This window comes from Paenibacillus mendelii (assembly GCF_024498075.1).
Taxonomy (GTDB): Bacteria; Bacillota; Bacilli; order Paenibacillales; family Paenibacillaceae; genus Paenibacillus_Z; species Paenibacillus_Z mendelii.
The window spans coordinates 125284-149340 of record NZ_JANHOF010000010.1 but is presented as its reverse complement, the minus strand read 5'-3'; the positions used below and the strand labels follow the sequence as shown (position 1 = coordinate 149340).

The 24057-nt window shown below is 53.4% G+C and carries 18 protein-coding genes; 14 read left to right on the top strand and 4 right to left on the bottom strand.

The features are described 5' to 3' along the window. Positions 1-114 precede the first annotated feature (114 nt). The 8 genes from add to NNL21_RS25005 all read left to right on the top strand — a co-directional run bounded on the left by add (position 115) and on the right by NNL21_RS25005 (position 10722). A complete protein-coding gene (add, locus tag NNL21_RS25040) occupies positions 115-1164 on the top strand; it encodes an adenosine deaminase (protein WP_204820151.1) in 1050 nt (349 codons plus the stop codon). A 41-nt stretch (positions 1165-1205) separates the two neighbouring features. Next, on the top strand, positions 1206-2522 hold the full coding sequence (locus tag NNL21_RS25035) for a deoxyguanosinetriphosphate triphosphohydrolase family protein (protein ID WP_204820150.1): 1317 nt from the start codon (positions 1206-1208) through the stop codon (positions 2520-2522). Between the two features lie 65 nt (positions 2523-2587). Then, positions 2588-3151 (top strand): glycerol-3-phosphate responsive antiterminator, encoded by a 564-nt coding sequence (locus NNL21_RS25030; RefSeq protein ID WP_204820149.1) that lies wholly within the window; start codon positions 2588-2590, stop codon positions 3149-3151. A 201-nt stretch (positions 3152-3352) separates the two neighbouring features. Beyond that, entirely contained in the window at positions 3353-5014 is a 1662-nt protein-coding gene (locus NNL21_RS25025; protein WP_204820148.1) for a glycerol-3-phosphate dehydrogenase/oxidase, read from the top strand. Between the two features lie 33 nt (positions 5015-5047). Further along, the gene (glpK, locus tag NNL21_RS25020; RefSeq protein WP_204820147.1) at positions 5048-6541 is read left to right on the top strand and encodes a glycerol kinase GlpK; all 1494 of its coding nucleotides are present in this window, start codon (positions 5048-5050) and stop codon (positions 6539-6541) included. A gap of 530 nt (positions 6542-7071) precedes the next feature. After that, entirely contained in the window at positions 7072-7839 is a 768-nt protein-coding gene (locus tag NNL21_RS25015) for a MerR family transcriptional regulator (protein WP_204820146.1), read from the top strand. A 115-nt stretch (positions 7840-7954) separates the two neighbouring features. Beyond that, entirely contained in the window at positions 7955-9130 is a 1176-nt protein-coding gene (locus NNL21_RS25010; protein ID WP_204820221.1) for a GNAT family N-acetyltransferase, read from the top strand. A gap of 221 nt (positions 9131-9351) precedes the next feature. Next, entirely contained in the window at positions 9352-10722 is a 1371-nt protein-coding gene (locus tag NNL21_RS25005; protein ID WP_204820145.1) for a sodium-dependent transporter, read from the top strand. Positions 10723-11110: 388 nt separating this feature from the next. On the opposite strand, the gene NNL21_RS25000 is transcribed toward NNL21_RS25005, so the two are convergent. From NNL21_RS25000 to NNL21_RS24990, 3 genes are read right to left on the bottom strand one after another with little or no spacing between them, the layout of a single operon-like run. After that, entirely contained in the window at positions 11111-13018 is a 1908-nt protein-coding gene (locus tag NNL21_RS25000; RefSeq protein WP_204820144.1) for an ABC transporter ATP-binding protein, read from the bottom strand. Then, the gene (locus tag NNL21_RS24995) at positions 13015-14745 is read right to left on the bottom strand and encodes an ABC transporter ATP-binding protein (RefSeq protein WP_204820143.1); all 1731 of its coding nucleotides are present in this window, start codon (positions 14743-14745) and stop codon (positions 13015-13017) included. The genes NNL21_RS25000 and NNL21_RS24995 overlap by 4 nt, the downstream gene beginning before the upstream one ends. A 16-nt stretch (positions 14746-14761) precedes the next feature. Further along, positions 14762-15259 carry a MarR family winged helix-turn-helix transcriptional regulator gene (locus NNL21_RS24990; RefSeq protein WP_204820142.1) on the bottom strand — a complete coding sequence of 166 codons (498 nt, stop codon included), beginning with the start codon at positions 15257-15259 and terminating at the stop codon, positions 14762-14764. Positions 15260-16043: 784 nt separating this feature from the next. Between NNL21_RS24990 and NNL21_RS24985 the strand changes: the two genes are divergently transcribed. After that, positions 16044-17705 carry a glutamine--tRNA ligase/YqeY domain fusion protein gene (locus NNL21_RS24985; protein WP_204820220.1) on the top strand — a complete coding sequence of 554 codons (1662 nt, stop codon included), beginning with the start codon at positions 16044-16046 and terminating at the stop codon, positions 17703-17705. Positions 17706-17907: 202 nt separating this feature from the next. Then, positions 17908-18552, top strand: a complete 645-nt coding sequence (locus NNL21_RS24980) for a molybdenum cofactor guanylyltransferase (protein ID WP_256555465.1) — start codon at positions 17908-17910, stop codon at positions 18550-18552. 464 nt (positions 18553-19016) lie between these two features. Here NNL21_RS24980 and NNL21_RS24975 read toward each other — a convergent pair whose 3' ends face one another. Next, on the bottom strand, positions 19017-19790 hold the full coding sequence (locus tag NNL21_RS24975) for an IclR family transcriptional regulator (RefSeq protein WP_204820140.1): 774 nt from the start codon (positions 19788-19790) through the stop codon (positions 19017-19019). 414 nt (positions 19791-20204) lie between these two features. On the opposite strand from NNL21_RS24975, the gene NNL21_RS24970 reads away from it, so the two are divergent. From NNL21_RS24970 to NNL21_RS24955, 4 genes are all read left to right on the top strand, one after another. Further along, positions 20205-21509, top strand: coding sequence for an ABC transporter substrate-binding protein (locus NNL21_RS24970; RefSeq protein ID WP_204820139.1), 1305 nt, complete (start codon positions 20205-20207; stop codon positions 21507-21509). Positions 21510-21592: 83 nt separating this feature from the next. Continuing rightward, positions 21593-22471 (top strand): carbohydrate ABC transporter permease, encoded by an 879-nt coding sequence (locus NNL21_RS24965; protein ID WP_204820138.1) that lies wholly within the window; start codon positions 21593-21595, stop codon positions 22469-22471. Positions 22472-22473: 2 nt separating this feature from the next. Continuing rightward, positions 22474-23301: a carbohydrate ABC transporter permease gene (locus NNL21_RS24960; protein WP_256555464.1), complete on the top strand. Its 828-nt coding sequence runs from the start codon at positions 22474-22476 to the stop codon at positions 23299-23301. Between the two features lie 62 nt (positions 23302-23363). After that, positions 23364-24041, top strand: a complete 678-nt coding sequence (locus NNL21_RS24955) for an RraA family protein (protein ID WP_204820136.1) — start codon at positions 23364-23366, stop codon at positions 24039-24041. Positions 24042-24057 lie beyond the last annotated feature (16 nt).

The following is a 24057-nucleotide window of genomic DNA, read 5'->3' as shown; positions in this document are numbered from 1 at the left end:
TGCTCTTCTGTCCGCTTAGCGGGATAAATTATCTATGGACAAACACCCTGTGTAAGAGCAATGGCAGCTAGAAGCGAATAAGATAACATGAGTCGTTAATCGGAGGGAAGAGGCATGGATGAAAGGAACGAACGTAATGAGCTTCTAGCCGCGCTGCCCAAGGCAGACCTTCATATCCATCTGGATGGAAGCGTGAAGCCGGAGACGATCCTGGCGCTGGCACACAGCCGGGGATTCCCCTTACCGGCGGATCAGGCGGATGGGCTGATTCCCTATATGCAGGTTGAAGACGATTGCGAGAGCTTGCAGGCCTACTTAAGTAAATTCCAATTCGTGCTCGGCTTCATGCAGGATACGGAAGCGCTTGAGCGGATCGCGTATGAGCTGGTCGAGCAGGCTGCGGCAGAACGGTGCATTTACACGGAAGTGAGATTTGCGCCGCAGCTCCATACCGAGCAGGGGCTGTCGCTCGATGCTATAATGGACAGTGTGCTTGCGGGCTTGAAACGCGGCGAGGAACGGTTCGGCGTCGTTGCCCGCTTGATCGTCATCTGCATGAGACATCATGCCATGCCGGAGAACCGCGCAGCCATTGAAGCTGCGGCAAGGTTCAAGGACCGGGGCGTCGCCGCAGTCGATCTGGCCGGAGACGAAGCCTTCTACCCGGCAGGCTTATTCCGGGATCTGTTTGCCTTCGCTCACGAGAACGGGCTGCCGGTGACGATTCACGCCGGAGAAGCGGCTGGTCCGGCGAACATTGAGGAAGCGGTGGTTCATCTCGGCGCAAGCCGAATCGGCCATGGCGTTCGCCTGCGGGAGGATCAAGCTATCTTGGAGCTGGTGAAGCAGCGCCGCATTCCGCTGGAGCTGTGTCCGGTTAGCAATATTCAGACGAAGGCGGTTGCCGGCTGGAACGACTATCCGGTACTTGACTATATCAGGCAGGGCGTTAGGGTGACGATTAATACGGACAACCGCACGGTCTCCGGGACGACGCTAACCCGGGAGTATCGTATGCTGATGGATGAATGCGGGTTGGATATCGGGCAGATCGTCTTGGTCATCCGCTGCGGGTTCGAAGCGGCTTTTGCCGAGCAGGAGTTAAAGGACTCCTTCGTGCAGAAGCTCGCAGATGTATGCAGGGAAAAGGGTATACTGTTATAAAGCAGGCATGGAATGAACCGGAAGAGGGGAGGGGAGAGCCGATGAATACACGCAAATTGCGATTATTTGATACCGAGAATGTATACTCCAGCGAGAATCGCGATGAATATGAGAAAGACTACGCCAGGCTGATCCAGTCTCCGGCCTTTCGGCGCATGCAGGGCAAATCGCAAGTATTCGGTGCGGGCACGGGCGATTATTACCGGACAAGGCTGACGCATTCGATCGAGGTATCCCAAATTGCACGCGAAGTGGCGCGCCGGCTGAACAAGACGGAAGCCTTCCTGGCTAATCGCGAGCATCCGGGCTTGGTCATTGAGCCGGAGGTGGTCGAGTGTGCTTCGCTGGCCCATGATCTGGGTCATCCGCCATTCGGACATAAAGGGGAGGAAGTGCTGCATACGCTGCTTTCCTCGCAATATGGGTTGAATTATGAAGGGAATGCTCAAAATTTCCGCATTCTAATGTTTCTCGAGAAGCGGGCAGGCAGCGACAGCGGGCTGGATTTGACGGCGGCGGTTCTGCTTGGCATTAACAAATATCCATACAGCTTAGGCGAGCCGGGCCGGATGAAAGGCGTCTATCCCCGTGAATGGGAAGGCATCGACTATCTGCGCCAACTATGGAAAATGCCGCAGGGCTGCGCCACGCTGGAAGCCCAGCTGATGGACTTATGCGACGACATCGCTTATTCCACCCATGACATCGAGGACGGCATCCGTGCGGGTAAAATCCAGATGAACCGGAGCTTCTTCGAGGATGACCGGCTGGCGACTCATCTGGTGCAAGAAATCGTCGAGGATTACGGCAACGGAAATGTAGGCTGGGATCAGGTGGATATTCACGCGATGGTCCGTCGTGTATTCGATCTGTATCTGGATCAGTGGGAGAAGATCTATATCGCATGCGACCGGGAGGTTTCACGTGCGCGGCGGGAGATGAAGGCCCGTTGGGTAAGCCAATTTGCGGCGCAGGTGGGCATTATCGATGACCCTGATACGGGATGGAAACGGGTAACGTTCGTCCGCGACGGCGAGGAAGACTTGGAGCTGCTCCGGACGATGGAGATCCTGAAGAAGCTCGCATGGGTGACGCTTATTAAGGATTTTCGCGTGCAGCGGCTGCAGAAGCGCAGTGAAATTATGCTTCAGCGGCTGTGGGAAAGCTTCATCCAGGAGTCGACCGGGCGTCTTATCATACCGCCGGATTGGATTGAGAGCTATGAGCGCCAGCAGTCCAACTGGCCTTGGCCGCGTCTTGTTGCCGACTATGTGTCGGGAATGACGGACACCTATGCGGAGAAGGTATACGGCGAGCTGTTCGCCAGCCGAAGCGGGTCGATCTACGAGAGGGATTAGGTCGCAGACTGCTTCTGTTCGTAACTTGCATCGCCAATCGTTCGTGGAAAGCGGGGTCATAGACGATGGTCTTTCATCGGCAGCTTATACTTCCTGCCGTCCGCAAGATGAAGGACTTGGAGAAGCTGCTGGGCATGAACTACGAGTATATCGTTCTGCTCGACAGCCACATCAGCCAAGTTCAGAATGTTGTGGGGATGGCTAGAGCTAACGGAAAAAAAGCGCTAATTCATGCCGACCTGATCGAAGGTCTGAAGAACGACGAGTATGCCGCGGAATACCTGTGCCAGGTCGTACGGCCGGCAGGGATCATCTCAACCAAATCAAGCGTCATCACGAAGACGAAGCAGAACAAGCTGCTCGCGATTCAGCGGCTCTTCCTGCTCGATACGAGCGCGCTGGAGAACGGCATTTCGCTTCTGGAACGGACGAAGCCGGACTATATTGAGGTGCTTCCCGGCGTCATACCGAGCATCATCACAGAGGTTAACGACCGGACGGGCATTCCGATCTTTGCCGGAGGGCTGATTCGTTCGGTACAAGATGTAGAGCTGGCTTTGGCTGCCGGAGCTAGTGCGGTTACGACATCCGACAAGGAGCTATGGAAGCACTTTGAAGGACGTGCTTGATCGCTCCGTTACATATGCCAATCGCCGCTTCCGGGAGTTGGGGCTTTCTTTCCGCACGCGCAAGTGGTATGATGGCAATAAGTTAATACACGGTTGGAGAACCCAGAGAAACCACATTTGCCTTGCATGTACGTCATGCAGGGAGGAATGTGGTTTCTTTTTTTGTATTCTCGCTCGTAACTTCCAAGGGAGGCAATAAAAATGGAACGAACATTTTCTGCTGTACAGCGGCATGCGCTATTGAATGGCTTGCAAGAAGAGGTCGTCGACGTGTTAATTATAGGGGGCGGCATTACAGGTGCCGGTATTGCGCTGGATGCACGGACGAGAGGGATGAAGACGGCTCTCATCGAAATGCAGGATTTTGCAGCGGGCACATCCAGCCGCTCGACGAAGCTCGTACATGGCGGGCTGCGTTATTTGAAACAGCTCGAAATCAAGGTTGTCGCTGAGGTTGGGAAGGAGCGGGCGGTTGTATATGAGAACGGGCCCCATATTACGACACCCGAATGGATGCTGCTGCCTTTCTACAAAGGCGGGACATTCGGCGCGTTCACAACGTCTATCGGGCTGAAGGTCTATGATTTTCTGGCGGGCGTTAAGCGTGAAGAACGCAGGAAGATGCTGAGCCGGGACGAGACGCTGCGCAGGGAGCCGCTGTTGAATGAAACTGGCCTCAAAGGCGGTGGCTACTACGTCGAATACCGCACTGACGATGCACGCTTGACGATCGAGGTGCTTAAGAAAGCGGTGGAAGCGGGCGCCGTTGCCGTGAACTATGCGAAAGCGGAGCAGCTGCTCTACGAGAACGGCAAGCTTATCGGCGTTCAAGTGACCGACCGGATTGGCGGCGGAACCTATACAATTCGTGCGCGGCAAGTTGTGAATGCAACAGGACCATGGGTTGACACACTTCGTGAACAGGACAATTCCAAGAAAGGCAAGACGCTGAGGCTGACGAAAGGCGTGCATCTGGTCTTCAACGGGGAGCGATTCCCGCTGAAGCAGGCGGTATACTTTGATACGCCGGATGGCCGAATGATGTTTGCGATCCCCCGGGATGGCAAGACGTACGTCGGAACGACGGATACGGATTACAAGGGCGATACGACGCATCCCACGACGACCAAGGCAGATCGCGATTACGTTCTGCAAGCCTCGCGGGAGATGTTCCCGAAGCTCAATCTCAGCCAGGCCGATATCGAATCCAGCTGGGCGGGCCTAAGGCCGCTTATCTACCAGGAAGGTAAATCACCGTCCGAGGTTTCGCGCCGTGACGAGATTTTCCGCTCGGATTCCGGACTGATTACGATTGCGGGCGGCAAGCTTACGGGTTATCGCAAGATGGCGGAGACCGTGACGGATCTGCTTGTATCGGAGCTCAAGAAGACGGGACAGGACAGGTTTGCTTCGTGCTCCACGAAGACCATGCCGCTATCTGGCGGAGACATGGGCGGCTCAGCGGGTTATCCTTCATTCGTGACGTCCAAGACGGATGAAGGCGTCCGTCTGGGCTTGCCTCGCGAGGCTGCTGAGCGTCTGGCGCGTCGCTATGGAACGAATGTCGGACAGGTGTACAGCCTGCTTCCGGCTGTGACTGCAGATGCAGCCCGTTATGGCATTCCGGTGGAGATCTATGCTTCCTTGCGGTACAGCATGGACTGTGAAATGGTAGCCACGCCATCGGACTTCTTTATCCGGCGTACTGGGGCGTTGTTCTTTGACATCGCTTGGGTGCAGGAGTGGAAGGAGAGCGTCACCCAGGCGATGTCCGACTATCTGGGCTTCTCCCATGAGCAGCTGGAGCGTTACAAGGCTGATCTGGAGCAGCAGATTCAAGAAGCGGTAACGCCAACCCCATAAACGAATCCGACTATAGCAGAAAGAGGGATGCAGATGGACGCCAGATACATCTTGTCGATCGATCAGGGCACAACGAGCACGAGAGCGGTGCTGTTCGACCATGATGGCAGCATTGCGGGCATTGCCCAGCAGGAGATCACTCAGCATTTTCCAAAGCCGGGCTGGGTGGAGCATAACGCGAATGAAATATGGGTCTCAGTGCTCGGCGTCATGGCCGCTGCCTTGACGGAGGCTGATATTAGACCGGAGCAGATTGCTGCAATAGGAATTACGAATCAACGGGAAACGGCTGTCGTGTGGGACCGCCATACAGGCCGTCCCATTCATAATGCCGTCGTATGGCAGTCGCGGCAGACGGCGGAATATTGCGAGCAGCTGCAGCGGGATGGGCACGGTGACCTGTTCCGGGAGCGGACGGGGCTGCTGATCGACCCTTATTTCTCCGGGACGAAGGTGAAGTGGATTCTGGATAACGTTGAAGGCGCGCAAGAAAAGGCGGCAAGCGGGGATCTTCTGTTCGGAACGATCGATACATGGCTCGTCTGGAAATTAAGTGGCGGCAAGGCGCATGTGACCGACTACTCGAATGCTTCGCGGACGCTGATGTACAACATTCACGAGCTGCGATGGGACGAGGAGCTGCTGCGTATTCTCGGCATTCCGGCGTGCATGCTTCCAGAGGTTAGATCATCCTCGGAGGTGTATGCGAATACAGTCGAGCACCATTTCTTCGGCAAAAGTATTCCCATTGCCGGGGTAATCGGTGACCAGCAGGCGGCATTGTTCGGCCAGGCATGCTTCGAGAAAGGGATGGCCAAGAACACGTACGGGACGGGCTGCTTCATGCTGATGAACACCGGCGAGCAGGCGATCGCCTCCAAGCATGGATTACTGACGACAATCGCTTGGGGAATCGGCGGACGGGTAGAGTATGCGCTCGAAGGCAGCGTCTTCGTAGCGGGCTCCGCCGTACAGTGGCTCCGCGACGGCTTGAGAATGATTAAGACGGCTGGAGAAGCGGAGGCGTATGCCCGGAGGGTCGATTCGACCGAAGGTGTATACGTTGTGCCGGCCTTCGTTGGCTTGGGTACGCCATACTGGGATAGCGATGTAAGAGGGGCGGTCTTCGGACTGACGCGCGGCACGAGCAAGGAGCATCTCATTCTCGCTACGCTGGAATCGCTCGCCTACCAGAGCAAGGATGTGCTGGTTGCGATGGAGGAGGACTCCGGGTTGACCCTGTCGGGGCTTCGCGTTGACGGAGGCGCAGTGGATAATACACTGTTGATGCAGTTCCAGAGCGATTTGCTCGGCGTAGACGTGGAACGCCAGGAAATCCGCGAAATCACGGCGCTTGGTTCCGCTTATATGGCCGGTCTTGCGGTTGGCTTCTGGAAGGATACCTCCGAGCTGCAGTTGAAATGGAAAGCCGGACGCACCTATTCATCGTCCATGACAGAGGAGAAGCGGGCCGGGTTGTACGGCGGATGGAAGAAGGCGGTTAAGGCAGCTATGGCTTTTAAGTAAGGCAAAAAGCAACAGCTGCCTTCAACGGAGACGGAGCTGGAACAGGCTGGGGCGCTTAGCGTTCATGCTTTCGGCTTTATAAATAAGTATAAAAACAACTAAAGATATGGACGTGCTAGAAGCATCATTAATCATGTCGAATAGGAGGGGATTCTCCTTCTTTCGATACGATTAGTGATGTTTTTTGGTATTTCAGTATACATTGAAGCATGTTGTGCAGTTAATGATAATGATGAATGCCGAATAATAAAATCGGTTTTTTGCATGATTACAACTAAAATGATAAATCGGATGGAATGCCGCATGGCTAGGGATTTCTTATTCTTATTGTACTAATCCAGGCAGATATGACCTCTGTTCCTCGACTAAGCCTCCTGCCCACGATTGCAGTTATGTGCGATCAAGCGCTACAGTTGAATCGTTTAATCACTGAAGTGGGGGACCGTTTCCATTTCCATCATATTTTTTGAAAATACCTATTGAACCTCACGTTACGTGATGAATTATGATACAGACACGGAGGTGATGAAGTGACGTACAAGGTAAAGGATGTGGCGGCATTGGCTGGTGTAAGCGTCCGGACGCTGCATCATTACGATGAGATCGGGCTGGTCGTTCCCGAATCCGTGACGACGGGGGGACATCGGCTGTATTCAGCACACAGTCTGGAGCGGCTCCAGCAGGTACTCTTCTTCAAAGAGATCGGTTTTTCGCTCGAGGAGATTAAGGCGGTGCTGGATAGCCCGGGATTCGACCGCAAGCATGCCTTGACGGCACATAAAGAGCTGCTGGAGCAGAAGAAACGGCGGCTCGAGGAAATCATCGAAACCGTAAGTCAGACCATACAATCCTTGGATGGAGGGAAGGCTATGAGCCGAGATGATATGTTTAACGGATTTGATATGAAAGCGATCGAAGAACACAAAACCAAATATGCCGCTGAAGCGCGGCAAAAGTACGGGGATGCCTATGAAGCAACGGAGAGGCGGACGAATAAGTATACCAAGGACGACTGGGCTAGAATTCACGCGGAGAACGAGGCCAGCAATGCCAAGATCATTGCCGCGATGGACCGCGGGCCATCCGATCCTCAGGTACAGGAAGGTGTAGGCGAGCTGCGATCGCATATTACCCGGTATTATTATGACTGTACGCTGGACATATTTCGCGGGTTGGCCGATTTGTACGTGGATGATCCCCGGTTCACAGCCAACATTGACAAGAATAAACCGGGGTATGCCGCGTTTCTGCGCGAGGCAATGATTGTGTACTGTAAGAATCAGGGTCTGGGCGTGTAAGGTGTAGTGGCCTGCTGCTGCGAATTTTTAGCCAAGAAACAGGAGTTTGCCACCTTGGGATGGAAGAGATAGTAGTCCGGGGGACCGGGCGATCTTACAAGAACGAGGTGGTATGATGGAAATTCGGGTCCTTAACAAGGATGATTTCGATATGCGGACAGAGCTGTCCATGTACGCGTTTCAATTTTCTCTCACGCCGGAGCAGCTGGATGAGCAGCGTAAACATTTCAAGCCTGAAAACCAATGGGGTGCTTTTGAAGACGGGCAGCTGCAAGCGATGTATACCCTTCTTCCGTTTCAGCTCTACATCCAGGGTCGGCAGATGGCGATGGGCGGGGTTGCAGGGGTAGCGACTTTCCCGGAGCAAAGGCGCAAGGGTCATGTGGCGAAGCTGCTCTCTCACGCGTTGATGGAGATGAAGGAGAAGGGTCAGGTTGTCTCTTGTCTTGCCCCATTCTCGTTTGGGTTCTATCGCAAATATGGCTGGGAATTGTATACGGATCTGAAAAAATATACGATTTTACCTTCGCAATTTCCTCCACGTGTCGTAACGGAAGGACGCGTAGAGCGCGTGGTGCCGGATAGTGTACTGCTGGAACGCGTCTATGAGGCCTTTGCCTCCCGTTACAACGGGACGCTGGTTCGTACCCAGAATTGGTGGAAGCACACCGTATTCACGCGAAAGGCAGGGCGCACGGCTGTTTATTATCGGCCGGACGGAGAGCCGGGAGGCTATCTTCTGTATGGGATCGAGAATCGGGTGCTGACCGTCCATGAGATGGTTTATCTGGATGAAACGGCTAGGCAGGGGCTTTGGACGTTCTTGGCCAACCATGATTCCATGGTGGAGAAGCTCATCCTGACTGCACCGGTGAATGACGAGCTTCCGTATATGCTGCCGGATCCGCGAATCGGCCAGGAGATTGTCCCGTATTTCATGGCACGCATCGTCGATGCCGCTTCCTTCGTGGATCAGTATGCGTTCCATGCGACGGGAGCGTCCGTCCGGTTGAAGCTCCAATTAATCGATCCTCATGCCCCGTGGAATGAAGGGGTGTGGACATGGGCTGTATCTGTTGACGGTCAAGGGTCGCTTACCAAGAGTGAGTTGGAAGACGGTGAGACGGTTGATGCAGGCTGTGATATTCAAGCCTTAACAGCTATGCTGATGGGTTATCAACGGCCGGGAGCGCTTCGCCGTTACGGCAGGCTGACCGGTTCCGCTGAGGCAGCGGACATTCTAGAGAGGGTTGTTCCGCAGGGGCAAACCTTTTTGATGGACTATTTCTAAATAGAAGAGGGAGCATCGCTGTCCATGACAGAGGATGCTCCCTCTCTTGCTGTATGCGGATCATCTCGTTACCGCCTTAATGGAATGCCCGTTAAGATCATTCTTCTCTTCTTACACATGTTTGCTTGCCAAATATCGATAAACTCACAATTCATCGCATTGACGTTCCTTTCCATGGGTAATACTACAAAAAGACTTCAAGGCTGGAGAGGTGGATATGGATGAGCATGCAGGCAAACCAGAGAAGCTCGGAGCTGCAGGGTGGCGGCAAGGGCGGGGGCGATCAGTTCTCGCGTACAGGATTTATACTGGCTGCGATCGGGAGCTCGGTCGGACTGGGCAATATGTGGAAATTTCCCTATATCACAGGAAAATACGGAGGCGCCGCTTTTTTTCTTGTCTTTATTATTTGTTTGATCATCATTGGCTTGCCCGTGATGCTTGCCGAGATGGCGATCGGCAGAGGGGGACGCGGCAGTGCGGCAGCTTCCTTCACCCGTCTGAGCGGCAAGAAAACATGGGGCGGTTTAGGGTTCATATCCGTTCTGGCATCGTTCTTGATATTTTCTTATTATGCGGTAGTAGCAGGTTGGACCCTTCATTATGCCATGTTGTCTTTCACCGGACAGTTGTTCAGCTCGACAGACTTCGGCGGGCGGTTCGATTCCTTCATCGGCAGTTATTGGCCGGTATTCTGGCAGGGAGCCGTTCTTCTCTTGACTGTTGTGGTTCTCGCAGCTGGTATCTCCTCAGGCATTGAGCGCTTCAATAAAATTCTCATTCCCGGTCTTGTCATCTTGCTGATCGTTCTGGTTGTGCGGTCGCTCACATTGGAGGGCGCGATGGAAGGCGTAAGCTTCTTCCTGAATCCCGATTTCGGCAAATTGACGCCGGAGGCGGTGCTCGCCGCTCTCGGCCATGCTTTCTTCTCCCTCTCGCTTGGGATGGGGATTATGATTACATACGGGGCATACGTGAAGAAACAGCAGTCGCTCAGCGGAGCGGCCTTTGCGGTCGGATTAGGAGATTTGCTGTATGCGCTGCTGGCCGGGCTGATTATTTTCCCGACGACCTTCGCCTTCAATCTGGAGCCGGCACAGGGCCCCGGCCTTGTGTTCGTCGTTCTGCCCGTTGCGTTCGAGGCGATGCCGCTGGGCGCCTGGTTCGGCGGTCTGTTCTTCATCCTGCTGGCAATTGCGGCGCTTACGTCGGCGGTGTCGCTGCTGGAGGTGTCGGTCTCTTTTCTAATGGAAAGGGTACGATGGGGACGAACGAAGACGGTGTGGATAACGGGGATAATCTGTTTTATCGTAGGCTTGCCGTCGGCCTTGTCGGTAGGCGGGGCTGTAGGGGGCTTGAGCTTTGGCGGCAAATCGATATTCGACTGGGTGGACTTTGTGACCTCGAATGTCATGCTGCCCTTCGGCGGGCTGGTCGTGACGATCTTCGCCGGCTACATCTGGAAGAATGCCGCCGAGGAGGCCGGTCTGACGGCCCGATGGTTCAAGGTATGGCTGTTCATGCTTCGTTATGTAGCTCCGATTCTCGTTATGCTCGTGTTTCTCTACTCGACGGGGATCATACACTTTTGAACAGGACAAGCCCGTGCGGGCGGCCGGTCAGCTGCTTGCACGGGCTTGCTTGTGGCCGGATTCCGTAGGCGGACAGGCGCTTTTGCAATCAAGGATCAAAGCTTGAATACCAGAAGGATGGCGAGCAGCCATACCAAAGCGGAAAAAGCGAGCGCCCCGAGCATTCCCCAATTGACGCGTTTCAACATGATCATCACACTCCCCAAAACATAGTCCCAGTACTAATATCGCCCAATTATCGGAGCGCTAACGGCAGGGGGGAGTTATTTACGTTAAACAGCTCATGAGGCTTTGCACGTAATACGTTCCCGGTGTCTTATGACATGCCAAACGGCAGAGCATTGTTAGCCCCTGCCGTCCAAGCGGATATTGGCGTACGGTGGTCTGGTTACATCACATGCTTAGATGGCTTTCGTCCGCTGAACTGGCTCTCGTACAAGTCGGCGTAGAAACCGCCCTGGGCGAGCAGCTCCTCGTGCGAGCCCTGCTCGATCACGGTTCCGTGATTCATGACGAGGATGAGATCCGCATCCCGGATTGTGGACAGCCGGTGCGCAATAACGAAGCTTGTGCGTCCCTGCATCAGCTCGTTCATGGCTTGTTGAATATGGACCTCGGTCCGAGTGTCGACGCTGCTCGTTGCCTCGTCAAGGATAAGAATGGACGGATCGGCCAGAATGGCTCTGGCAATCGTCAGAAGCTGCTTCTGTCCCTGCGAGATATTGGATGCTTCTTCATTCAGGACGGTGTCATAGCCTTCCGGCAAGGTCCGTATGAAGTGATCCGCATAGGCGGCCTTCGCGGCCTGAACGACTTCCTCTTCAGTAGCTCCGGCGCGCCCGTAAGCAATATTATCGTGAATAGTGCCGTTAAACAACCATGTATCTTGAAGAACCATGCCGAACAAGCTGCGGAGGTCGCCGCGCTTCAGCTCGGTAATATCGGCGCCGTCGATCGTAATGCGGCCATCGTTGATCTCGTAGAAGCGCATAAGCAGATTGATCAGCGTTGTCTTGCCCGCGCCCGTCGGTCCGACTATGGCGATGGTTTGCCCCGCTTTGACATCAATATTCATGTTCTCAATAAGCATCGCTTCGTCCGAATAACCGAAATGAACACGTTCGAACCGGACATGGCCCTTCGGCAGCTGGATGACCTTCGCGTCCTTGTCTGCTTCTGGAACCTCCTCCGTCTCATCAAGCAGCTCGAATACCCGCTCTGCCGAGGCGATGGTCGATTGAATGATGTTGGCGATTTGTGCCGTTTGCGTCACCGGCATCGTGAATTGGCGGGAGTAGGAGATGAACGCCTGAACATCGCCGATCTCGATCGATTTGCGCAGGACGAGAATACCGCCTGCAACAGCGACCAGCACGTACCCGATGTTGCCGATAAAGCCCATGATCGGCATGATCATGCCAGAGACGAATTGGGCGCGCCAGCCTGACTCGTATAATCGTTCGTTCACGACGTCGAACTTCTGGATCGATTTATCTTCATGTCCGAATGCCTTGACGACAGGGTGGCCGGTATACATCTCTTCAACATGGCCGTTGAGCTCGCCAAGCGCCGCCTGCTGGCCTTTGAAGTAGGCCTGCGATTTCTTGGCGATCATGGCGATGGCCAGGAAGCTGACCGGCAGCGTTATAACGGTAATCAACGTCAAGAGCGGACTGATGGTCAGCATCATGACGATGACGCCGATCAGCGTAACGACTGCGGTGATAAACTGGGTCAAGCTTTGCTGCAGCGTACTGCTTATATTGTCGACGTCATTCACTGCGCGGCTTAGAATTTCGCCGTGCGTGCGGGAGTCATAGAATTTGAGCGGCAGACGGGCGAGCTTCTCGTTCACGTCCTTGCGCAGGTCGTACACCGTTTTCTGGGCGACCCCCGCCATGACGTACTGCTGAATATAACTGAACAGCGAACTGATCACATACAACCCGGCGAGAATGATCAGGATGTTCCAGATGTAGGTGAAATCGATGGGAGTTCTCTCGACGAAGCTCCTGTACAGCTCGGTCGTCGCTTTACCCATAATCTTGGGCCCGAGGATGGAGAAGACGGTGCTTAACACGGCTGTGACCAACACGATGAGAAGCGCGAACCCGTGCGGCTTCAGATAGCCGATAAGCCGCTTTAGCGTTACTTTGAAGTTCTTGGCCTTCTGGACGGGCATTCCCATACCGCCCGGTCCGCCCCGTCCGGGCCCGAAGCCGAAGCCTCCCGGAGAAGGGCCGCCCGGTTTGCCCCCTGGGCCGCCAGCGGGTCCTTGCTTCTGCTGCTCACTCATGCGATCTCCTCCTCTGAAAGCTGCGACTTCACAATTTCATGATAGATCTCGCAGGTTTGCATCAGCTCGCGATGAGTACCGATCGCGGCAATCCGCCCGTCGTCGAGGACGATGATCCGGTCAGCGTCCATGACCGTGCTGACCCGCTGGGCGACGATAATCACGGTGGCGTCATTCGTCTCGGAGCGGAGCGCTTCGCGGAGCTTCGCATCGGTCTTGAAATCGAGCGCCGAGAAGCTGTCGTCGAACAAGTAAATATCCGGCTTGCGGACAAGCGCGCGGGCGATCGATAGACGCTGCTTCTGACCGCCGGATACATTCGTCCCTCCCTGCGAGATGGCGGACCCGAATTGATCCGGCATCGCCGTCACGAAATCGGTCGCTTGGGCAATCTCGGCTGCATGGCGAATTTCCTCTTCCGTCGCACCCTCCTTGCCGAAGCGGATATTATCGGCAATGGTGCCGGTGAAGAGCAGCGCTTTCTGCGGAACAAGCCCGATTCGCGCGCGGAGCGTCTCTTGTGTGAGGCTGCGCACGTCAGACCCGCCGATGCGGATATGCCCTTCGCTGACGTCATAGAACCGGGGGATGAGATTGATCATCGTCGACTTGCCGGAGCCGGTTCCGCCGATAATGGCTGTAATTTCACCCGGGCCTGCCGTGAAGGATATATTCGAGAGCGCCGGAATTTCGGCCCCCGGATAGTAGAAGGTGACGTTGTCGAATTCCACCTCGCTTGAAGCGGTCTGCGCGGAGGAGGCGCCTTCTGCCGGATCTTCAATATTCGGCATCATATTCAGCACCTCGTTGATGCGGATGGCTGACGCGGAAGCGCGAGGAACCATAACGAACATCATGGAGGCGAAGATCAGGGAGAACATGATTTGCCACGCATATTGAATAAATGCGATCAGCTCGCCGACCATCAAATTGCCGCTGTCGATACGGAGTCCGCCAAACCAGACAATGGCGATGCTGGCGATGTTAATGACCAGCATCATGATCGGCATCAGGATGGCCATCAGCCGGTTAACGGCAACCGCCGTGTCCGTCAAATCCTGGTTGGCGGCGTTGAACCGCTTCTGTTCATGGGCCGTGCGATTGAAGGAGCGGATGACTCGGATCCCGGTCAAATTTTCGCGCAGTACTAGGTTCAGCTTATCGATCTTGACCTGCATTGCTTTGAACAGCGGGATGCTCCGGCTGACAATCGCGAGAATGATCAGCGCCAGGACAGGTATAATTCCAATGATGATGAACGACAGCTTGACGTCCTTGGAGAGTGCCATGATAATGCCGCCGAAGCACATCAGAGGAGCCATCACCATGATGCGCATCATCATCGTCAGCACCATCTGAACCTGCGTAATGTCATTGGTCGTCCGTGTGATAAGCGAAGCCGTGCCGATCTTATCGAATTCGTTTAAGGAGAAGCGCTCGACATGGCTGAATACGCGGCTGCGCAAATCTTTGCCGAAACCGCCCGCGGCCTTGGCGGACAAATAGCTGGCGCCGATGGAGCAGACCCCGCCGATTGCCGCGATGAGCAGCATAAAGCCGCCTATTTTCCAGATATAAGCTCTATCGCCCAAGGTGACGCCCTTATCGATGATGTCAGCCATTAGCGTTGGGAGGTAGAGGTCCGAGAGCGACTGCAGGAAGACCAGCAGCAGGACAAAGACGACCGGGATGCGGTAAGGCTTTAAAAAACGGAGGAGCTTAATCATCTCTTCTTGTTCACCTTCATTTCGGAGGATTTAGCGTTGGGTTCGCCTCGCAGGGAGGCGTCGTGTTGGGAGAGCCATCGTTATAGTACTTGTAGATGTCTTCGAGTGTTTCGATAAGCTGTTGGGTGCGCTGTATACCGAGATGCTCGGTCAATTCTTGAATGCCGCGGTGCATCGCCGCTTCAGTCTCAAGCGTCAGCCGCTCGCCTTCGGCAGTCAGCTTAATGCGTACGATTCGGCGGTCCTTCGGATCCGGAGAGCGCTCGAGCAGTCCTCTCGCGGCGAGTACATTCACCATCTGCGAGACGGTCGGCATCGTTACGCGCAGGAAGCCGCTGAGATCGGATGCTTTTAGACCGGATGGACTTGATCCCATGCATCTGCGGACGCAGAGCAGCATCATGGTTTCGCTGCGCGTGCAGCCATCTATCTGTTGGCGTCCACCCCATTGGATGTGCCTCAGCTGACGGAATGCGTGCATAAGCGCGTGGGAGGCAGTGTGGTCATTTGGCATCTTGGTTTACCCTCCATGTCGTAATAGCAAGCCGTCTAAAATATTTACTTAGCTAACCTAAATATAATGAACCCAATAAGCGGTGTCAAGGTAAAAAACATGTATAAAAGCATGGGCGGAGCTCTGTTGTTTGGAGTCCGAGTTCCGCGCTCGAAACGGTAGAAAGCGGCGTTACAGCGCTACGCGTCGAAGAACCGGGGTGCTGTAACGCCGATAATTGGAGTTACGGAAGCAGAAGTCGGTAGTGGAAAGTGTCCCCCAGCATCTGTAAGGGTAAAAAGCGGCGTTACAGCGCTCCGTGGTGAGGAAACGGGGCACTGTAACGCCGATAATGGGACTTACGGAATCAGAACCTGGCAGAGGAAAGCGCCCCCAGCAGCTGTAAGGGTAAAAAGCGGCGTTACAGCGCTCCGCGACGAAGACATGGGGTGTTGTAACGCCGATAATGGGACTTACGGAAGCAGAAGTCGATAGAGGAAAGCGCCCCCAGCAGCTGTAAGGGTAAAAAGCGGCGTTACAGCGCTCCGCGGTGAGGAAACGGGGTGCTGTAACGCCTATTATAGGCGTACCGGCGGAGTAGGAAGCCGAAGGCCGAATACAACCAGCGCTGCTAATGAATGCCCCTCCTGCGGCGCAGTAAGTAGAGAGAGCGGCTTTACGCTACTACCGGTAAGCGGCAGTGAATGCCGCCACGGTTCCCCTCTGTTCAGACATTAATCTTATAATCCCTCGGAAAATTGTGTATTATAGTAGGATAGACAATTTCGTGGAAAGGTTGGTCGCTGTGGAGAATAAGACATCATCCTCAAACTTTATCAAAACTATCGTCGAAGCCGATTTGAAGGCAGGCAAGGTAAGCGAGATCGTGACCCGTTTCCCGCCGGAGCCGAACGGTTATCTGCATATCGGCCACGCCAAGTCGATCTGCCTGAACTTTGAGCTTGCTGATGAATATAAAGGCAAAACGAACCTGCGATTCGATGATACGAATCCATTGAAGGAAGATACAGAATATGTAGATGCCATTCAAGAGGACGTCCGCTGGCTGGGCTTCGAATGGGATGATCTGCGCTTCGCGTCCGATTACTTCGAAGAAATGTATAACCGTGCAGTGCTGCTGATCAAGAAAGGCAAGGCGTATGTATGTGACCTATCCGCCGAGCAGATTCGCGAGACACGGGGCACGCTGACCGAGCCGGGACAGCATAGCCCGTATCGCAACCGCAGTGTAGAAGAGAATCTCGACTTGTTCGCCCGCATGCGCGCAGGTGAATTCAAGGACGGGGAGAAGGTGCTTCGAGCCAAGATCGATATGGGCTCGCCCAATATCACGCTGCGCGATCCGGTTCTGTACCGTATTTCGCATACGCATCATCACCGTACAGGAGACGCTTGGTGCATCTACCCGATGTATGACTATGCGCATCCGCTGGGCGATGCGATCGAAGGCATCACGCACTCCATCTGTACACTGGAGTTCGAGGACCATCGTCCGCTCTATGACTGGGTCATTGCCGAATGCGAGATGGATGCGGAGCCGCATCAGTACGAGTTCGCCCGCTTGAACCTGACGAACACGATCATGAGCAAACGCTATTTGAAAATGCTCGTCGATGAAGGTGTCGTCGACGCCTGGGACGATCCGCGCATGCCGACAGTAAGCGGCCTGCGCCGCAAAGGCTTCACGGCTGAAGCGATCCGTGCCTTCTGCCGCGAAATCGGCGTTGCCCGGGCCTACAGCGTAGTGGACGAGCGGATGCTGGAGCACTTTATCCGCGAGGATCTGAAGCTGAAGGCTATGCGCACGATGGCCGTCATCAAACCGCTTAAGGTCGTCATCACCAACTATCCGGAAGGGCAAGTGGAGATGCTGGACGCAGAGAATAATGCCGAGAACGAAGAGATGGGCGTTCGCCAGATTCCGTTCTCCAGAGAGATCTATATCGAGCAGGACGACTTTATGGAGAACCCGCCGAGCAAGTATTTCCGCTTGTTCCCAGGCAACGAGGTGCGTCTGAAGCATGCCTACTTCATTACGTGCCAAGAGGTCATTAAGGACGCGGAGGGCCAAGTGACCGAGCTTCGCTGTACGTACGATCCGGAGACGAAGAGCGGCTCCGGGTTTACAGGACGTAAAGTGAAGGGGACGATCCATTGGGTCGAGGCTTCGCAAGCCGTTCCGGCTGAATTCCGGTTATTCGAGCCGCTGCTGCTGGACTCGGAGGAAGAGGACGACGAGAAGCCGTTCCTGGAGCGGATCAATCCGAATTCGGTCGAGGTGTTGGAAGGCTTCGTCGAGCCGAATATGAAGGAAGCTGCCGGACAGGATAAATTCCAGTTTTTCCGTCATGGCTACTTCAATGTCGATCCGAAGCTGTCCGGTCAAGGCCGCATCGTATTCAACCGGATCGTTTCGCTCAAGAGTTCATTTGACGCCAAAGCATAACAGTAACCTAAGACGAATCCCAAGAGGATCAGCTCTAGAGCTGGTCCTCTTTCATTTGGTTCGAACAGACAATTGCGCCCTGGGCTTTCCCGTCTTAGGTCAGTTGACGCAAGGGCGTAGACAGCATATAGTCTATAGTCGAAGAAACGGTCGTCCGTACCTGAAGTGTGAATAGGGGCTCGTGTGGAGGCGATTACAAGTGATGGAGCATATAAACGACCGTCCCCAGCTCGCAGGGATCATTCTGGCCGGTGGATTAAGTACGAGGATGGGCACCGATAAAGCGCTGCTGAATATTGGGGGCAAGCCGCTGCTGGGCAGAATTACCGAGCAGATGCTGGCGGCTGGCATTCCTTCTGTAACCGTTGCCGCTCGCGATGAAGGCCGGCAAGAGCAGTACAGGCGAGCCCTTGCAGAACTGGCTGGGCACGTGGACTTTGTTCCCGATGTCTATCCTGGCTGCGGGCCGCTCGCTGGATTGCATGCGGCAATGTCCAAGCTGCCCGGCGGCTTTGCCTTTGTCATGGCATGCGACATGCCTGTTCTGTCGGTACCGCTGCTGCAGAGGATGGCAGAAGCGGCATCACAGAAGCCGGCAGCCGAATCCATGCCCGCTCCAGATGTCATAAGAACGCCGGAACAGCCGTTCCATGCAATCTATCATTCGCGTATCGCGGAGCAGCTGAGGCCAAGATTAGAGCAGGGCGACTACCGGGTCATGCGCATGCTGGATACGCTGCCGACCCGGTTTGTTCATTCGACGCAAGAAGAGGAAGAGGCCTTCGTCAATTTGAATAGCCCGGAGGTGTACGAGAGCTATATCCGACGGTTTATAAGCCGGCCGTAGATGCATCCGCTCTGCAGGAACAAGGGAATGCAACAAACGGGTGATGGTCAGGCTGTTTGTGTCGAATTGTGTTGATAATCAAACCCGATTCGTTGCGACCCCTATTCTCGTATAACGGCATTCTTGTGCATGATGAGATTGACCAAGCGGCAAGGAGCGTCGGGTTCGAAGCGGCTTATGCCGGGTGCGAGGTAACCTTCTAAGCTGAGAGGGCCTTCTCTATCACGATCGAATAAAACACAAACCGCTGCACAGGCAGCATGTTCTTCCGATCGATGTCGTTCCCGGATTTCTTAGATTTCCCTATGTCAGGTTGAAATCCGTAAACAAAGGCGACCGCTTACGCTTCTTCGGAATCATTCTACCTGCTCGGCCTCTAGAATATCGGTCCTAATAAATGAACAAACGGCATTAGGCGACCTCGCTGAGGTCGCCTAATGCCGTTATACGTTGCGATTGACCGCCTATGAGAGATAACCGAGATGTGCGGAAATTTTCATCGCGGTCTCCCGGACCTTCGCTCCGATGATCGGGATATCCTGAACCGGCAGCTCATTCCTTATAGCCGTGATGCTGATCGCGGCCTGCTGCTTGCCGTCGTGGCCGAAGATGGACGAGCCGATGCAGCGGATGCCGATCTCGCCTTCTTCATCCTCTACCGCATAGCCTTGCTCGCGGGCAGTAGCTAAGATAGACTTGAACTCCTTCAATGAGGTTACCGTGTTCTCGGTCTTCAGGGACAACCCGGTTTGATCGATTATTTCATCGAGCTCCTCATCGCTCAGATGGCTGGCCAACGCCTTGCCGACGCCTGACACATGAAGCGGCCACCGCTGTCCGATGTAAGTTGAGAATTTAACGAATGATGCCGGGCTCTCTACCTTCTCCAGATATACGGCTTCGCCCCGATCCAGAATTGCCAGATGTACGGTAAACTTCGTTTCCTGCGACAATTCCTCCATGAACGGCTTCGCTTGCTGACGAATATCCAGCTTGCTGAGAACACTCTGCCCTAAGCTGATGAAACGAGTGCCCAGCGAATACTTGCCCTCATCAGTCTTCGTAATATAATGACGCTGCTCCAGCGTATTCAGAATGAAGAAGGCGCTTGTCTTAGGCATACTCACCAGCTTGCATAGTTCTGAAACGCCAAGCGGGGTTTCGTGTGCAGCTATGGTCTCTATCATCAACAGCGTCTTTTCCAATGAAGGAACGGTATACTTTTTGGATGTATCCAAAGGGGAAGCACCTCCTCGTTTAAACACTGTTTATATTTGTTATCGCCGGGTTATTTGCCAGGTCGTAAGGCTCTATATTATTATAGGTTATTCCATTATTATTGGCAAGAATAGATTGCAAAAGTGATTAGTAATTGATAAAATATTGCTTATATATTTTGAAAGCGCATTCTAATCGTGTAAATGTTATGTATTATCACTGACGATGTCATGTATTTATCGAATCATGTCATCTTATGTAATTATTTCTTGACATAGTTACAAGCTGGATTTTATAATCAAGTAGATTCATAAACGGTGTTTAAGTATAAAGGGAGGGCGCTCGCGGTTTAACGCTGAAGGGGAAGCGGTCGTACTAAACGGAAACGCTGGAGTCATGCAGATTAGGAAATAACTAGGGGAGGAACATCAGCCATGTACAAGACGAAATTGCTTGCAATCGTAATGCTGTTGACACTCATGGTCGGAATACTTGGTGCTTGCGGAGGCAATGCGAATACCGGGTCGGAAGAGAATGGCGCCAAGAATAGCGGAGGCGGTAAGTCCGGCGATAAAGTAGAGCTATCCGTGCTGTTCGCAGATTCTTTGTTCGCAGGCATTCATGCGGAGCTGATTCAAGAGTTTGAAGCGGCTCATCCTAATATTAAAATTAAAGCGGAATCGCTTCCGGATAGCGGAATCTTCGATGCGCTTCGGATCCGCGTCTCCACCAACGAGGTTCCGGATGCTTATCAGGTTAACATCGGACATATCACGACTGGACTTGCGAACGATGCCGGTTACTTGGCTGACCTGAGCAGTTATGAGTCGATGGCGGGCTACTCCGAATCGATTCGCAATGCGGTCTCTATTGACGGCAAGCCCGCGCTCTTCACGTTGGGTGTAGGCGTTCTGGGCCTTGCATATAACAAGGACATGCTGGCAGAAGTCGGCTTGAGCGAGCCTCCGAAGACATGGGAAGCGTTCATGGATGCCGGTAAGAAGCTGAAGGAGAAGGGGAAAGACCTGTTTGTCTACGCCGGTAAAGGCGAAACGATGATGGGCAACGTCTTCCACTGGGCATTCGGCTCTTATGCAGTGAAGGATCCTGCTTTCAAGGAAGCTTACCTGTCCAACAAGATTGACTGGAGTAAGCCGGAATATCGCGCAATCTTGAAGGAAGGCTTCGAACGTTTTAAAGAGCTCAACCAATATACACGTGTAGGCAGCTTCACGAATGAGTTCACGATCGCCCAACAAGCATTCGCGGAAGGCGACAGCGCAGTACTCATGAGCGGAACATGGGAAGGCGGCGCGCTGCGCAAGCTTAACCCGGATATGAAGCTTGGCTTCATGAACATGCCTTACGCTGCAGAAGATCAGAATGCTTACATCTTCGTTCCGGAAGATGGATTGGCTGCCAATGCGAAGAGTGCTCATCCAGAAGAAACGAAGATCTTCTTGAACTGGATGTTCAGCAAAGAGACATATGCCAAGATTCTGAAGGCGAAGGGCTCCTTCTCTGCAATGCCTGGCGTAGGCGAGCTTGATGAGTCGTATACAGATGTTCCGGCATGGCTTGAGACGGATCGGATCCAATCGTTTGCCAACACCGGACCTGTACCGAACAATACTTGGGTAGCGCTCGGAACTTTTGCACAGGAGCTTACCTTCCAAGGTGATGTGGAGAAATCGATCGACAAGTTCATCGCGGAATACAACAAGACGATAGCGAAGTAATCAAGCGATGCCTCGCGATAGCCGGTTCCTGTATCTAGGAGCCGGTTATCACGATTAATTCATGGATCCGAGGGGGAATCCCTATGCAGAAGAGGATGTTTATTACGGGGATATTTTTCGTAGCCCCAATTACGATCATTTTGGCGATCTTTCTCTTTTTTCCTATTCTCCAATCGGTTTATTACAGCTTTACGGATTGGAAAGGTGTTGGCGGGTACAGTTTCGTCGGATTCTCCAACTACTTGGATATTTTCAATGATGAAAGCTTCACGAATGCGTTAAAGCGAACACTGCTTATTGGAATTGCCGCTGCTGTACTGACCAATTTATGCGGTTTACTATTTGCACTGATGCTGGATCAAGCGTTGAAGACAAAGAGCTTGCTGCGTGCACTCTTTTACATTCCGAATGTTATTCCGATTGTCGTTGCGGCATTCGTGTGGAGATATATGCTGGATGCAAACTCGGGTCTGCTGAATGAATGGCTGTCTAAGCTGACTGGCGACCGAATCGCGATCCCGTGGATCGACTCCCCGGACTACGTTGTGTACTCGATCATCGCGATCACGGTATGGCAAATGTGGGGGCCGATTATGATTATCTACTTGGCTGCATTGCAGGGTATTCCACAAGATATGAAGGAAGCGACCATGATTGACGGGGCTTCGAAGTGGAGAAGGTTCATCAGTCTGACCCTCCCGATGATCGCGCCGGGCATTACGGTTAACGTATTGATCGGTTTGGCGAACGGCCTTCGCATATTTGATTTGCCGTTTGCGCTGACGGGTGGCGGACCTGCTGGATCGAGTGAAACGTTGGCTGTTAAGATCTACCGTTACGCTTTCTCCTCCACGGAGCTGTCTTTGGGACTTGCGTCCTCCTTCGTTCTGACGATATGCGCGATGGTGGTTACATTCTTCTTTATTGCCATATCCAGACAATATGAGAAGGGTGTGATGTGAGTATGAAACGGGCTCAGAAACTCGTTGTTGAACTATCCGTCATCCTCCTTGCGCTTATTGTTTCGATACCGCTCTATTTGATTGCTATCAATGCGTTCAAGACGCATAAAGAGATTGTGAAAAACCCGCTCAAGTTTCCGTCCTTTGAGGCTGGCTTCGAAAACATTGTGAACGCATTCGAGAAAATGGACCTGATCAAATCCTATGGGGTCACATTCTCCATTGGGGCGATTGCGCTCGTCATTGCTGTCGGCTTGGGGGCGCTCGCAGCTTATGCGGTTGCTCGGATCAAGCATAAGTTCTTCGGCTCCCTGTACTGGGTCTATACGTCGGCCATTCTGATTCCGATTCAGTCGGCGCTCATCCCTGTCGTGTTCCTGCTAAAGGATTTGCATCTTCAGAATACGATTCTGGGCATCTCGCTGATGTATGCTGCCATACTATCGCCATTCTGTATCTTTATGTATGCCGGATTCATGAGGGCGCTTCCTTACGAGTTGGAAGAATCGGCCTACTTGGATGGGTGCTCGACGACAAGGACCTTTTTTCAGATTATTTTCCCGTTGGTGCTGCCGGTAACGGCGTCGCTGATTATCGTACAGTTCATCTCCGTATGGAATGATCTGCTGCTGCCTCTCGTTGTGCTTAATTCAACGGATAACCCGACGGTGAGCATCAGCTTGTACAAATTTTTCGGCGGACGGGGCTTGACCGATTTGAGCCTGTTGTTCGGCGGGATTGCGCTTACGCTGCTTCCGATTATGGCGCTGTTCATCGGCTTCCAGCGCTATTTCGTGAAAGGCTTGTCGGCTGGTGCGGTTAAGGGCTAATAAGTAGGAAAATTTTGAAATTAATCATTAACAAAAAATATAAATAATGGGAGAATACAGACATGACACAACAAAGCCAAGAACTAACTCAGGAACAGAAATTCGAACAAATGAAAGAAGTGTTATACGCTGCGGTCATTTGCGACACATTGGACGAGCTAGGCTACCGGAACCAAGCGATGCGTGAAGACATCAACCCGATCTCGAAGGATTGGGTGCTGGTAGGCCGTGCAAAAACCGTGCTTGCCGTCGATGTATACCATGAGTCCGACAATCCGTATGCCAAAGAAATCGAAGCGATCGACAGCGTGAAGCCGGGTGAGGTGCTAATCGGCTGTACGAATGAATCGAAGCGTAACGGTCTATGGGGCGAGCTGTTGTCTACAGCGTCCAAAATGCGCGGAGCGAATGGCGCTATCGTGGATGGTCTCATCCGGGATACGAAAAAAATCTTGGAGCTTGACTTCCCTGTATTCGCAACCGGAACGAAGCCGGTCGATTCGCGCGGACGCGGAATGGTGATCGATTATGATTGCCCGGTTGTCTGCGGAGGCGTTAGCGTTCTGCCTGGCGATATCATCTTCGGTGATCGCGACGGCGTGGTTGTGATTCCAAACGCTCTGTTCGATCAAGTGTTCGAGCTGTCGATGAACAAGGCAACGCGTGAAAACTCGAGCCGCCAAGAGCTGCTGGATGGCAAATTCCTGCGCGATGTTTACGATAAATACGGCGTACTATAGGAATGAATCATAACTC

Coding starts and splice junctions, on each gene's coding strand:
- add (WP_204820151.1), top strand. CDS start 115: ATGGATGAAAGGAACGAACGTAATGAGCTTCTAGCCGCGCTGCCCAAG.
- NNL21_RS25035 (WP_204820150.1), top strand. CDS start 1,206: ATGAATACACGCAAATTGCGATTATTTGATACCGAGAATGTATACTCC.
- NNL21_RS25030 (WP_204820149.1), top strand. CDS start 2,588: ATGGTCTTTCATCGGCAGCTTATACTTCCTGCCGTCCGCAAGATGAAG.
- NNL21_RS25025 (WP_204820148.1), top strand. CDS start 3,353: ATGGAACGAACATTTTCTGCTGTACAGCGGCATGCGCTATTGAATGGC.
- glpK (WP_204820147.1), top strand. CDS start 5,048: ATGGACGCCAGATACATCTTGTCGATCGATCAGGGCACAACGAGCACG.
- NNL21_RS25010 (WP_204820221.1), top strand. CDS start 7,955: ATGGAAATTCGGGTCCTTAACAAGGATGATTTCGATATGCGGACAGAG.
- NNL21_RS25005 (WP_204820145.1), top strand. CDS start 9,352: ATGAGCATGCAGGCAAACCAGAGAAGCTCGGAGCTGCAGGGTGGCGGC.
- NNL21_RS25000 (WP_204820144.1), bottom strand. CDS start 13,018: ATGAGTGAGCAGCAGAAGCAAGGACCCGCTGGCGGCCCAGGGGGCAAA.
- NNL21_RS24995 (WP_204820143.1), bottom strand. CDS start 14,745: ATGATTAAGCTCCTCCGTTTTTTAAAGCCTTACCGCATCCCGGTCGTC.
- NNL21_RS24990 (WP_204820142.1), bottom strand. CDS start 15,259: ATGCCAAATGACCACACTGCCTCCCACGCGCTTATGCACGCATTCCGT.
- NNL21_RS24980 (WP_256555465.1), top strand. CDS start 17,908: ATGGAGCATATAAACGACCGTCCCCAGCTCGCAGGGATCATTCTGGCC.
- NNL21_RS24970 (WP_204820139.1), top strand. CDS start 20,205: ATGTACAAGACGAAATTGCTTGCAATCGTAATGCTGTTGACACTCATG.
- NNL21_RS24965 (WP_204820138.1), top strand. CDS start 21,593: ATGCAGAAGAGGATGTTTATTACGGGGATATTTTTCGTAGCCCCAATT.
- NNL21_RS24960 (WP_256555464.1), top strand. CDS start 22,474: ATGAAACGGGCTCAGAAACTCGTTGTTGAACTATCCGTCATCCTCCTT.
- NNL21_RS24955 (WP_204820136.1), top strand. CDS start 23,364: ATGACACAACAAAGCCAAGAACTAACTCAGGAACAGAAATTCGAACAA.